Genomic DNA, 12,451 nt, shown 5'->3' with positions numbered 1-12,451 from the left:
GAAGGGGGAAGCGGCGCAGCCGCTCAGGGGGTCATCTTCCTGGCCCTTCGCTTGCGCCACCAGATGATGACGCCGGTGATCGACAGGACGGCGACGAGCACGCCGACGAAGGACATGAGCACGCGGCCGGGGGTGCCGAGGATGCGGCCGCTGTGCAGGGGCAGCTGCAGCTGGACGAAGACGTCGGCGGCCGTGCCGTGCCAGGGGCGGTAGGTGCCCAGGACTTCGCCGTTGTCCGAGCTGACGTAGATGTTGGACAGGCCCATGCCCATGGCGCCGGTTTCGTCGTGCGGGTCGAAGAAGGAGATGTTGTAGAACGGGAAGTCCCCGCCCCACCAGATGCCGCCTGCGGGCTGGGCGAAGCCCAGGCGCTTGGCCTCGCTCTGGGCGATGGCGATGGCCTGGGCGAACGAGACCTTGGGCACGAGGAGCGTGCCCTGGGGCGCAGGCTTGAGGGTTTCGTAGGGGCCGGGCGTGGTGGTGGAGACGGTGCTCATCACCGGGTAGAAGACTTCGCGGTACAGGTTCAGCGAGAACGAGGTGAAGGCCACGATGACGATGACGGCCCAGACCCACAGGCCGCCCGCGCGGTGCAGGTCGAAATTGAGCTTGTAGGCGCCGCCGCCCCAGCGCACGCGCCATGAGGGCAGCCAGCGCCGCCACCACGATCCCATGGCCGCCGTCAGGCGCGGGGCGCTTTTCCTGAGCTTGACGGGAAAGGTCAGCAGCAGCGCGACAAAGCTGTCGGCCACCCACAGCAGGGCCAGGCTGCCCATGAACCAGTAGCCCCAGCGGTCCGTGCCCCAAAAGCGCGGGGCCAGCAGGCTTTCGTGCAGGTGGCGCAGCCAGGGCATGAGGTTGCGCTGGCTGAGCGCAAAGCTGCGCCCGTTGCGCTGGCCCGTGATGTGGCCGCTGACAGGATCGACGAAGACCGTGTCATAGCCCAGCGCAGGCGCCTGGCCCGTGGCCGGGTCGGGCCGGGGGCGCACCATGAACATGGCGGCCTCGCCCTCGACCAGGCCCAGGGTCATGTAGCTGATCTCGGCGCGCGGCTCGCTGGCCTGCACGGCGGCGGCCAGCTCCAGCGGGGTCTTCAGCGGGCCGCGTGCCGGGGTCTCCAGCATGTCGGCGTTGAGCCATTCGTCGATTTCATGGTCCCAGGACAGCACGGCCCCCGTGAGGCCGGCCATGGTGAGGAAACCGGCCAGCACCAGGCCGATCCAGCGGTGCACCACCGTCCACAACGCGCGCATGCTTCAGATCGCTCCGGCTCAGAAGTCCACCGATGCGCTCAGCGAGAAGGTGCGCGGCATGGACTGCACCAGGTAGTTGGCGCCCGGGTAGCCGCCCACGGACGACCAGTAGCCCTTGTCGAACAGGTTGTCGATGCGCGCGCGCAGGGTCAGCAGGCGGTTGTTGCCGATGTCCATGAGATAACGCGCGCCGATGTCGGTGCGCGTCCACGAGGCCACTTTCAGCGTGTTGGCGCCGTTGGCGTACTGGCTGGAGGTGTGCATCACGCGCGCATTGAGGGCCAGGCCCGAGACGCCGGGCACATCCCAGTCCACGCCCAGGTTGAGCAGGCGCTTGGGCACGCCGATGGCGTAGTTGCCGATGGTGGCGGCATCGGCGGCCTCGCGGATCTTGGCCTCGCTGAAGGTCACGCCGCCCAGCACGCGCAGGCCCTTGACGGGCTCGCCGAAGACCGTGGCCTCCAGGCCGCTGTTGCGCTGCTTGCCGTACTGGCCGAAGACCTGGTTGGCCACATAGGCCGAAGGCATGTCCGTGGTGTACAGCGCCACCGTGGCGCCCAGCTGCCGGTCCTGCCACTTGAAGCCGATTTCCTTCTGGCGCGACTTGTAGGGCGCGAACACCTGGCCGCCATTGGACACGGGCAGGTCGTTGGCCGTCTGCGGCGCCACGGCGCCCTTGGTCAGGCCTTCGATGTAGTTGGCGTAGACCGAGGTGTTCTCGCTGGTCTTGAACACCAGGCCCAGCATGGGCGTGGTGGCGGACTTCTTGTAGTGGTCGGTCTGCGCGCCCGTGTTGTAGTCGTAGCTGCTTTGCTCGATGCTCTGGCGGCGCACGCCCACGGTCAGGCGCAGGCGCTCGTCCAGCATCGTCAGCGTGTCGCCGATGGCAAAGCTGTTGAGCCGGGTTTCACCCACGCGCGTGGGATCGGCCAGGTTGCCGCCGAACAGCGTCATCGCCGGGCGCGCGCTGCTCCAGGGGTTGTAGATGTTGTTGACCACGCCAAAGCCCATGCCCCAGGCATTGCGCTCGGTGGCCGAGTAGGTGCTGGCCGTGGCCACCAGCTCATGGCCCACGCTGCCCGTGGCCAGGCGCGTGCGGATGCCGACCTCGCCCGTGCCCACGCTGTCCTTGCGCTTGTTGTCGAAGCGCGTGCCCGTGGTGTCGCCGGCCGCATTCGTGACGGTCACGCCGCTCAGGGAGTTGTCTTCCTTGCCGCGGCGCAGGCCGCCTGCGGCCCAGGCCGTGGTGGTGTCGTTGATGTCCCATTCGGCGCGCAGCGTGGCGAACAGGTCGCGCTCGGTGGAGTACGACCAGTTCTGGCCGTAGTTGGTCTTGTTGTCGGGCACGGCCGGGATGAAGTTGCCGGGCGTCACGCTGGGGCGACCGCCGTTGTAGCTGTTGCGCTGGTAGCCCACGTCGCCCGACAGGCGCACGTTGCGGCTGCGCCAGTCCAGGCCCAGGCCCAGGGCGGTGAGCGAGCGGTCTTCGCCATCCACGCCCGTGCCGCCGTCGCGGCGCACGGCGTTCAGGCGGATGCCGGTGCTCCGGTCAGGGCCGAAGCGGCGCGAGATGTCGGTGGAGACAAAGGCCTGGCCGCCCGTCTGTATGCCGGCGCCCACGCGCGTCAGTGCATCGTTGCCGGCGCGCTTGGGCAGCAGGCTGATGGTGCCGCCAATGCCGCTGCCGCCCGGTGCTGCGCCATTGAGGAAGGCATTGGCGCCGCGCAGCACCTCCACACGCTCGAAGAATTCCGAGGCGATGTACTGGCGCGGCAGCAGGCCGTACAGGCCGTTGTAGGCGATGTCGTCCGAGTACACCGGGAAGCCGCGCAGCACATACAGCTCCTGGAAGTTGCCGAAGCCGCGCGCCTGGCGCACGCCCGGGTCGTTGAGCAGCACGTCGCCCACGCTCTTGGACTGGGTGTCCTCGATCAGCTGCTGGGTGTAGCTGGTGGTGGAGAACGAGGAGTTCTTCCAGTCCAGCGTGCCCAGCACGCCGTTGCGCGCCCCCGTGGCCACCTGGCCGCCTGCGAAGGGCTTGGACAGGCCCTGGGCCGATGCGTCGGCGCTGGCCTCCACCGTCACGGCCTCCAGCACGGTGTCACCGCCCCGGGTCTGGGCAATCAGCGCCTGATGGCTGCACAGGCAAAGAACGGCCAGGGATATGGGGCGAATGGAAGGCATGGGGATGGGATTGAGAATGATTTGCAGAACCCGTTAGCTTACCAACCACCCGGGCACGCAACTATGAGTTTTCTCAATCTGTTGCATCGAAGCAATCCTGGGGGTGATTGGTTTCAAAGGCCCTGATCGATAGTCCGTGCGCACTCACCCTGGCCTCAACCCTGCGGACTGCATCCTCCAGATGCCGTGGACGTGCCTGCCGTTCGCGGCGCCAGGATGCAGCTGGCACCCTGCCCTCGTCCGTCCGTCGCATGGCGCTGGCCCCGGCGGCGCCCGGCAGCGACAGTCCTGTCCCATACAGGCCCGCCAACCCGGGCCGCACGCCAGGACACCGCCATGCAAATGACACCGCTGATCGCCATCCACATGAGCGCCGCCCTCGGGGCCACGGCCACGGGCGCCATCGCCCTGCTGGCACGCCGCCAGGCCGCCGCCCATCCCCGCCTGCACCGCGCGGCCGGCCATGCCTTCGTCACGCTCATGGTCTGCGCGGCGGTGTCCGCCTGCTTCATCCGCGACTACCGCCTGCCCAACTGGGGCGGCTACACGCCCGTCCACCTGCTGGTGCCGCTGACCTTTGCCGGCCTGGGCCGCTCGTTCTGGCACCTGTACCACGGCAACATCGCCGGCCACCGCAAGATCATGCGCAGCGTCTACATCGGCGCCTGCGTCGTGGCGGGCCTGTTCACCCTGCTGCCCGGCCGCTACCTGGGCGACCTGCTGTGGCAGCAGTTGGGCCTGGCCTGACGCCGCTTTCCTTCCCCCTGACGGAGAACTCCCCATGCGCACCCTTGATCCCCTTGATCCCCTCGATCCCTCTGCCCGCCACGACGACGATGCCCTGGAGCGCATGGCGCGCCGCCGCGCAGGCGCCAAGCTGGGCTGGATGATCCACGCCAGCGTCTATGTGCTGGTCAACCTCGGGCTGGCGGCGCTGTCGCTGTCCCAGGGCCGGCACTGGGCCATCTTCCCGGCCCTGGGCTGGGGCCTGGGGCTGGCCATCCACGGCGCCGTGGTCTGGCTGGCCCTGCCGGGCAACGGCTGGCACGGGCGCATGGTGGAGCGCGAGCGGCAGGCGCTGCAGTCACGCCAGGGCCGCGCCCGCTGAAACACGCCATGGGACTACCATTGCCCTCCATGCCCGACCCCGCATCCAACGCCACACGCCAGCCGGCCGCCCCTGGCCACATCGTGGAACGGACCACGCTGCTGCGCCACGGCATCGCGACGACCTCGGCCTGCGCCCTGATTGCCGCCGCATTCAGCCTGAGCAACCACGGCCGCTGGGACGTGAACCTCATCTACTCGCTGTCGATCGGCCTGACCAGCTGGCTCACCATCGAACTGGGCCGCTGGCGCCTGACGCGGGGCCAGGACATTCCCTGGCCCGGCGGCTGGCGCGGCGCCGCGCTGGTGGTGGCTGGCATCGTGACGGGGTTCGTGATCGGGTCGCTGATCGGCACGGCCTACAGGCAGTGGGCCGATCCCGACGCCAGCACGGCCCTGATGCACCGGCTGTGGATACCGCTGGCCGTCACCATCGTCGCCAGCACGGTGATGTCGCTGGCCTTCTTCCTGCTGGGCTACTCGCGCCACCTGCAGATGCAGGCCGAGCAGGCCCGCCGCCAGGCGGCCGAGGCGCGACTGACCCTGCTGCAGGCCCAGCTGGAGCCGCACATGCTGTTCAACACCCTGGCCAACCTGCGCGTGCTGGTGGCCAGCGACCCGCAGCGCGCCCAGGCCATGCTGGACCATCTGATCGCCTACCTGCGCGCCACGCTGGGCGGCTCGCGCAGCACCGAGCATGCGCTGGGCGAAGAGTTCGCACGCCTGCGCGACTACCTGGCGCTGATGTCCATCCGCATGGGCCCGCGCCTGCAATACACGCTGGACCTGCCCGAGGACCTGGGCCAGGTGCCCGTGCCGCCGCTGCTGCTGCAGCCCCTGGTGGAAAACTGCATACGCCACGGACTGGAGCCCAAGCTGGAAGGCGGGCATATCGCCGTGCGCGCGCGCCGCATGGACGGCGGCCCGTTGGAGCTGACCGTGGCCGACAACGGCATGGGCCTGGACACCGGTGCGCCCGCCCTGCCCGGCAGCCGCTTCGGCACGGCCCAGTTGCGCGAGCGCCTGGCCAGCCGCTATGGCGACGCCGCGCACTTCGAACTGGCCGCCCTGCCCGAAGGCGGCACTCTGGCCAGAATCACCATTGCCAACGCCGGTTGAAATGACCTCCTCCCCCCGCGCCCTGATCGCCGAAGACGAACCCCTGCTGGCCGAGGACCTGCGCCAGGCACTGGCCCGCGCCTGGCCCGAGTTGCAGATTGCCGCCATGGTAGGCGACGGCCTGAGCGCCAGCCGGCAGGCGCTGGCGCTGCAGCCCGATGTGCTGTTCTTCGACATCCGCATGCCGGGCCAGAGCGGCCTGGAGGCCGCCGCCGAACTGGCCGACGCCTGGCCCGAGGCGCAGCCGTTTCCCATCCTGGTCTTCGTGACCGCCTATGACCAGTACGCCATGGACGCCTTCGAGGCCCAGGCCGTGGACTACCTGCTCAAGCCCGTGCAGCCCGAGCGGCTGGCGCGCAGCGTGCAGCGCCTGCGCGAGCTGCTGGCCCAGCGCACGGTGGCCCCGGCTGGCGCTGCGCTGGCGCAGGCGCTGGAGCAATTGCGGCATCTGGCCGGTGCCACGGCCCCCGCCGCCACCGCTACCGAGCCTCCGCTGCAGATGATCCAGGCCGGCGTGGGCACGCAGATCCAGATGGTGCCCGTGCACGACGTCGTCTACTTCGAGGCCGCCGACAAGTACGTGCGTGTGCTCACGGCCTCGCATGAATACCTGGTGCGCACGCCGCTCAAGGAACTGCTGCCCCGGCTGGATGCCGAGGATTTCTGGCAGGTGCACCGCGGCACGGTGGTGCGCGCAGCCGCCATTGCCAGTGCCCAGCGCGACGAGGCCGGCCGGCTGTGGCTGCAGCTGCGCGAGCGAGGGGAAAAACTGGCCGTGAGCCGCCTCTACGCGCAGCGGTTCAAGGCGATGTAGGTGGTGATGTAGGTGGCGATGTAGGTGGCGATGTAGACGCCGGCTCCGTCAGTGCAGCGGCGGCTGATCGGGCAGATCCAGCACGTCGTCCCAGGCCACGCCCTGCATCTCGTCCCAATGGGCGACGATCACGCAGCGCGGCCCGTGCCCGGCCACGGGCGCAGATTGCTGGCCGGCCCGGTTCAGCCCGGCCAGCGTGCGCTGCACATGGTCGATCGATCCCCGGTCCAGCGCGGCCAGCGGCTCGTCGATCAGCAGCAGCGGCACGCCGCTGGACCAGCCCGCCGCCATCCACAGCTTGCGCAGGCTGCCCGTGGACAGGGCCAGCAGGGGCTTGTGCAGATGGGGCTCCAGCCCCAGGCCGTCGGCATGGGCCTGCCAGGCCGCCTCGCTCCAGGCCGGATGCAGCTGCCGCTGTGCCTGCACCCATTCCTGCGCGGGCCGGGCACGCTCGGCATTGGACAGTTCGGCGCGCGGGTCGCGCCAGAACAGCGCGGGGCGCTGCGAGGGGTCCGGCTGCTGTGGATACACCAGACGCCCGGCCTGCAAGGGCAACTGGCCGGCCAGCATTTGCAGCAGGCTGGTCTTGCCGCAGCCCTCGCCGCCGCGCACCAGGCACAGGCCCACGGGCCAGTCGTGCGAGGCGCCATCCCACAGCAGAAGACCCGGCTGCCCGAAGCGCAGGGCCTGCGCGCTCACCATCGGCGGCGCCATCGATTGCTGTGCGGTGTCCATCTGAATGTCTTTCCGGTTCTGCGATGCGGGCGATTGTGCACGCGGCACAATGCCGGGCTTTCCCTTTTCCAACCTCGCACTACGCATGCGGACCCCACCATGACCCTCGACTACCTGGATTTCGACTACAGCGAAGACGACGAAGGCACGGGCTGCTGGGACGCCATGGCCAGCGTGCCCGCCACGCGCGTACCGGCGCTGGCGGCCGAGGTGGAGCAATTGCTGGCCTGGGCGCACCGCCGCTTCAAGGGCCGGCGCGGCCCCATCGAGGAAGGCGGCGACTGGGACTACGAGCTGCAGGCCCAGGACGATGGCGGCCAGCCGCTGGCCTGGCGCTTTGACGCAGCCACGGCGCGCCTGCAATCCGTGGCGGCCGGGGATGGCCGCACCACGGTGAACCTGTCGATCAGCGGCAGCGCGGCTTTCGGCGAAGCACTGCGCCAGGCCTTCGAGCTGCAGGACTGAACATCAGCGCGCGACAGCCTGCGGCCCCTGCACGGAGGCCGGTCCCAGCGGCTCCCAGCGCCCGGCCACGTTCTTGAGCAAGGTGTTGACGGCGGCCAGCCGCCGGTTGCGCACATCGATCAGGCTGCGCCGCGCCGACAGCACCGTGGTCTGGGCGCTGAGCACATTCAGATAGGCCACCGTGCCCGCGCGGTACTGGTTGTTGACGACATCCAGCGCCTTCTGCGCGGCGGCCACGGCCTCGATCTGCACCTGCTGCTCGCGCGCCAGGGCGGATGCGGTGACCAGGTTGTCCTCCACTTCCTGCAGCGCCGTCAGCACGGTCTGGCGGTAGGTGGCGGCGGCAAGGTCCAGCGAGGCACGCGCCGACTCCACGGCCGCCGTGCGCGCGCCGCCGTCGAACAGCGCCAGCGCCAGCGACGGGCCCAGCGACCAGAACAGGTTGGGCGCACTCACCAGGTTGGACAGCGATGCACCCCGGTAGCCGGCCGTGGCCGACAGCGTGAGCGCCGGGAAGAAGGCCGCGCGCGCCACGCCCACCTGGGCATTGGCGGCGGCCACGCGGCGCTCGGCCGCAGCAATGTCGGGGCGCTGCTCCAGCAGTTGGGACGAGAGCATGGCCGGCACCTCGGGCGGCAGCGGCAGCTCGGCGCCGGCCTCCAGGCTGAAGGCGGCCGGAGGCAGGCCCAGCAGCGCGGCCAGGGCGTGCTCCAGCTGGGCGCGGCTGGTCTGCGCCTCGATGAGCTGGGCCTGGGTGCTTTTGTACTGCGCCTCGGCCTGGGCCACGTCGGCCGACGAGGCCACGCCCGCGCGGTAGCGGTTGTTGGTGAGCTTCAGGCTCTGCTCGTAGCTCTGCAGCGTTTCCTGCAGCAGCCGCACGCTGGCATCGGCCGCGCGCAGCGAGAAATAGGTCTGCGTGATCGATGCCTGGGCCGACAGGCGCGCGGCGGCCAGGTCGTCGCTGCTGGCCTGGGCGCTGGCCTGGCTGGCGCTGACCGTGCCCGACACGCGGCCCCACAGGTCCAGCTCCCAACTGGCGTTCAGGCCCAGCGAGTAGTTGGTCGAGATGTTGCCGCTACTGCCGGTGTTGCCGCCCGTGCCTGATGCACCTGATGCACCGGAGGCCCCGCCGCTGCGCGAGCGCGTGGCGCCGGCCGTGCTGCCCAGCGTGGGGAACAGCCCGGCCTGGCTGCTGGCCACGGCCGCCTGCGCGGCACGCAGGCGCGCAGCGGCCTGGGCGATGCTCTGGTTGCCGGTGGCGGCCTGCTGCTGCAGGCGGTTGAGCTGCTCGTCGCCGAACAGCTCCCACCAGTTGTCGGGCACTTGCGCACGCGACGGGTCCGCGGGCCGCCAGATGCCGGCCTCGGCCGCCTCGGGCGTGGCTTCCTTGAACTGGGCCGGCACCTCGAGTGCGGGGCGCTGGTAGGCGCTCTGCGTGGAGCAGCCGGCCAGCAGCGCGGCGGCCAGCCAGATCGCCGGGGTTTGGAGTGTCTTCAGCTGCATGGCCTTGGGCTTTCGGATTCGGTTCACTGGGGTGATGCGGCGGGCACAGGGGTGCCGCGGTCCTTGCCCTGCACGCGGCCACGCAGGCCCAAGGCACGCTGGCGCAGCCTGTCCAGCAGCACATAGACCACGGGCGTGGTGTAGAGCGTGAGCAGCTGGCTCAGCATCAGGCCGCCCACGATGGCAATGCCCAGCGGCTGGCGCAGCTCGGCGCCATCGCCCCGGCCCAGGGCCAGCGGCAGTGCGCCGCAGATGGCCGCCAGGCTGGTCATGAGGATGGGGCGCAGCCGCAGCTCGCAGGCGCGGTAGATGGCCTGGGCGGCCGTGGCATGGCCGCCGCGCTGCCGCTCCAGCGCGAAGTCGATCATCATGATGGCGTTCTTCTTGACGATGCCGATCAGCAAAATCACCCCGATCAGCGCGATCAGCGAGAACTCCGTCTTGAACAGCATCAGCGCCATCAGCGCACCCACCCCGGCCGAAGGCAGCGTGGACAGGATGGTCAGCGGGTGCACCAGGCTCTCATAGAGCACGCCCAGCACCAGGTAGATGGTGATGATGGCCGCCAGGATCAGCAGCGGCTGCCCCGACAGCGCCTGCTGGAAGGCCCCTGCCGTGCCGCTGAAGCTGCCGCGCACCGACACGGGCACGCCCAGCTCGGCCACGGCCGCGCGGATGGCGTCGCTGGCATCCGACAGCGCCACGCCTTCGGCCAGGCTGAAGCTGATGGTGCTGGCCGGCGTGCCCCGGTCGTGGTTCACGGACAGCGGCGTGTTGGTGGTGGTAATGCGCGCAAACGAGGTCAGCGGCACCTGCTCGCCCTGGTTGTTCACGAAGAAGAAGCCGCGCAGCGTCTCGGGGCTTTGCAGGTAGCGCGGCGCGGCCTCCATCACCACGCGGTACTGGTTGAGCGGGTTGTAGATCACGCCCACCTGGCGCTGGCCGAAGGCGTTGTTGAGCGTGCCGTCGATCTGTGCCACCGTCAGCCCCAGGCGCGTGGCCGCGTCGCGGTCGATCACCAGCGAGGTCTGCAGGCCGAAGTCGGAGACATCGCTGTTGACGTCCGTGAGCTGGGGCAGCTGCGACAGCACCTGGCGGATGCGCGGCTCCCAGGTGCGCAGGTCCTGGATGTCGTCGGCCTGCAGCGTGTAGTCGTACGAGCCCGAGCTTTGCCGCCCGCCGATGCGGATATCGCTTTGCGTGACCATGAACAGCCGCGCGCCGGGCTCGTTCTTGAGCTTGTCGCGCAGGCGGTTGATCACCTCGTCGGAAGACACCTTGCGCTCGGCCAGCGGCTTGAGCGACATGAACATGTTGGCCGCATTGCGCTGGCCCCCGCCCGTGAAGCCCGTCACGTACTCCACGGCCGGGTCTTCCTGCACGATGGACAGGAAGCGCTTGAGCCGCTGCTCCATGGCCTGGTAGGAGGTGGACTGGTCGGCCCGGATGAAGCCCATCACACGGCCCGTGTCCTGGCTGGGCATGAAGCCCTTGTCGATGGCCATGTACAGGTGCACGTTCAGCGCCACCACGCCGGCCAGCACCAGCAGCACCAGCGGCTGGTGGCGCAGGCACCAGGCCAGGCTTGCGCGGTAGCCGGACATGGCACGCCGCTCGGCACGGCCCACCCAGGCGCCGAAACGGTCCCAGGCGCGGCCCATTGGCCCGCGCGGACGCGCCTGTGCAGCAGGCCGCTGCGGCCGCAGCAGCGCCGCGCACATCATGGGCGTGGTGGTCAGCGACACCACCATCGAGATCAGAATCGCCGCCGACATCACCACCGCGAACTCGCGGAAGAACCGCCCCACGATGCCGCCCATGAACAGGATGGGCACGAACACCGCGATCAGCGACAGGCTCATGGACACCACGGTGAACCCGATCTCGCGCGCCCCGTCCAGCGCCGCGCGCAGCGCGGTCTTGCCGCGCTCCATGTGGCGCATCACGTTCTCCAGCACCACGATGGCATCGTCCACCACAAAGCCCGTGGCCACGGTCAGCGCCATCAGCGACAGGTTGTCCAGCGTATAGCCGGCCAGGTACATCACGCCGAACGTGCCCGCCAGCGACACCGGCACGGCCACGGCCGGAATCAGCGTGGCCCGGCCATTGCGCAGGAACAGGAACACCACCAGGATCACCAGCGCCACGGCGATCAACAGCGCCCGCTCCACCTCCACCACCGAGGCACGCAGCGTGGGCGTGCGGTCGGACACGATGGTCAGATCGATGGCCTCCGGAATGGACGCCTTGAGCTGCGGCAGCAAAGAGCGCACGCGCGCCACGGCCTCCAGGATGTTGGCATCGGGCTGCTTGAAGATCTGCAGCAGGATGGCGGGCTTGCCATTGGCCACGCCGTAGTTGCGCACGTCCTGCACCGAATCCGTGACATCGGCCACGTCCTGCAGCCGGATCGCATTGCCATTGCTCCAGCGCAGCACAAGCGGCGCATAGTCGGCCGCCACGCGGGCCTGGTCATTGGCGGTCACCTGCCAGTAATGGTCCTCGCGCTCCACCGCGCCCAGCGGGCGGTTGGCATTCGTGGCCGAAATGGCGGTACGCACCTGGTCCAGCGACACGCCATTGGCCGCCAGCTTCACCGGGTCCAGCTCCACGCGCACGGCCGGCAGCGCCCCCCCGCTGATGGACGCCTGGCCCACGCCCTCCACCTGCGAGAGCTTCTGCGCCAGCACGGTGGACGCCGCGTCATACATCTGCCCGCGCGTCAGCGCGCTGGACGTCAGCGCCAGGATCATGATCGGCGCATCGGCCGGATTCACCTTGCGATACGTAGGATTGCCCGGCATGCCCGAAGGCAGCAGCGTGCGCGCCGCATTGATGGCAGCCTGCACATCGCGCGCAGCGCTGTCCACCGTGCGCGACAGATCGAACTGCAGCGTGATGCGCGTACTGCCCAGGCTGGAGCTGGACGTGATCTCATTGACCCCCGCAATCGCCCCCAGCGCCCGCTCCAGCGGCGTCGCCACCGTGGCAGCCATGGTGTCCGGGCTTGCACCCGGCAGGCTGGCGGACACCGAAATCGTCGGATAGTCCACCTGCGGTAGCGGCGCCACCGGCAGCAGGAAATACGACACCGCCCCCGCCAGCGCCAGGCCGATGGTCATCAGCATGGTGGCAATGGGCCGGAAGATGAACGGCGCCGAGAGATTGGAAAGCTGGCTCATGATCCAGCCCCAAAAACCTCAGGCCGAGCGAAGCGATGGCCCATCCCCCCGCCTTCCCCCCTCTGCCCACGCCTGCGTTGGGCGCG

At 69.6% G+C, this 12,451-nt stretch carries 10 protein-coding genes; 5 read left to right on the top strand and 5 right to left on the bottom strand.

All coding sequences use genetic code 11. The features are described 5' to 3' along the window. Positions 1–23 precede the first annotated feature (23 nt). Both DTS01S_RS18480 and DTS01S_RS18475 read right to left on the bottom strand, forming a co-directional pair. On the bottom strand, positions 24–1,253 hold the full coding sequence (locus tag DTS01S_RS18480) for a PepSY-associated TM helix domain-containing protein (protein WP_061288303.1): 1,230 nt from the start codon (positions 1,251–1,253) through the stop codon (positions 24–26). A gap of 18 nt (positions 1,254–1,271) precedes the next feature. Then, complete coding sequence (locus DTS01S_RS18475) at positions 1,272–3,437, bottom strand: TonB-dependent receptor (RefSeq protein WP_061288302.1); 2,166 nt, start codon at positions 3,435–3,437, stop codon at positions 1,272–1,274. Between the two features lie 336 nt (positions 3,438–3,773). Between DTS01S_RS18475 and DTS01S_RS18470 the strand changes: the two genes are divergently transcribed. The 4 genes from DTS01S_RS18470 to DTS01S_RS18455 are packed head-to-tail and all read left to right on the top strand — an operon-like array spanning position 3,774 to position 6,477. Then, entirely contained in the window at positions 3,774–4,184 is a 411-nt protein-coding gene (locus DTS01S_RS18470) for a DUF2306 domain-containing protein (RefSeq protein WP_016454691.1), read from the top strand. Between the two features lie 34 nt (positions 4,185–4,218). Next, the gene (locus DTS01S_RS18465) at positions 4,219–4,545 is read left to right on the top strand and encodes a 2TM domain-containing protein (RefSeq protein WP_016454690.1); all 327 of its coding nucleotides are present in this window, start codon (positions 4,219–4,221) and stop codon (positions 4,543–4,545) included. A 29-nt stretch (positions 4,546–4,574) separates the two neighbouring features. Continuing rightward, a complete protein-coding gene (locus tag DTS01S_RS18460; protein WP_061288300.1) occupies positions 4,575–5,663 on the top strand; it encodes a sensor histidine kinase in 1,089 nt (362 codons plus the stop codon). Position 5,664: 1 nt separating this feature from the next. Beyond that, entirely contained in the window at positions 5,665–6,477 is an 813-nt protein-coding gene (locus tag DTS01S_RS18455) for a LytR/AlgR family response regulator transcription factor (protein ID WP_017407573.1), read from the top strand. Positions 6,478–6,525: 48 nt separating this feature from the next. Here the strand turns inward: DTS01S_RS18455 and DTS01S_RS18450 are convergent, their stop codons facing one another. Beyond that, positions 6,526–7,299 (bottom strand): ABC transporter ATP-binding protein, encoded by a 774-nt coding sequence (locus tag DTS01S_RS18450; protein ID WP_061288298.1) that lies wholly within the window; start codon positions 7,297–7,299, stop codon positions 6,526–6,528. Between the two features lie 12 nt (positions 7,300–7,311). On the opposite strand from DTS01S_RS18450, the gene DTS01S_RS18445 reads away from it, so the two are divergent. Continuing rightward, positions 7,312–7,677, top strand: coding sequence for a hypothetical protein (locus DTS01S_RS18445; RefSeq protein WP_012204183.1), 366 nt, complete (start codon positions 7,312–7,314; stop codon positions 7,675–7,677). Positions 7,678–7,680: 3 nt separating this feature from the next. Here the strand turns inward: DTS01S_RS18445 and DTS01S_RS18440 are convergent, their stop codons facing one another. Further along, on the bottom strand, positions 7,681–9,180 hold the full coding sequence (locus DTS01S_RS18440; RefSeq protein ID WP_061288296.1) for an efflux transporter outer membrane subunit: 1,500 nt from the start codon (positions 9,178–9,180) through the stop codon (positions 7,681–7,683). A 23-nt stretch (positions 9,181–9,203) separates the two neighbouring features. Beyond that, positions 9,204–12,365 carry a multidrug efflux RND transporter permease subunit gene (locus tag DTS01S_RS18435; protein ID WP_061288294.1) on the bottom strand — a complete coding sequence of 1,054 codons (3,162 nt, stop codon included), beginning with the start codon at positions 12,363–12,365 and terminating at the stop codon, positions 9,204–9,206. Between the last annotated feature and the right edge of the window lie 86 nt (positions 12,366–12,451).

The sequence above is a fragment of the Delftia tsuruhatensis NBRC 16741 genome (assembly GCF_001571325.1).
In the GTDB taxonomy this organism is placed as follows: domain Bacteria; phylum Pseudomonadota; class Gammaproteobacteria; order Burkholderiales; family Burkholderiaceae_C; genus Comamonas; species Comamonas tsuruhatensis.
The sequence above is the reverse complement of the archived record's forward strand: the minus strand, read 5'-3'. Positions and strand labels throughout refer to the sequence as shown.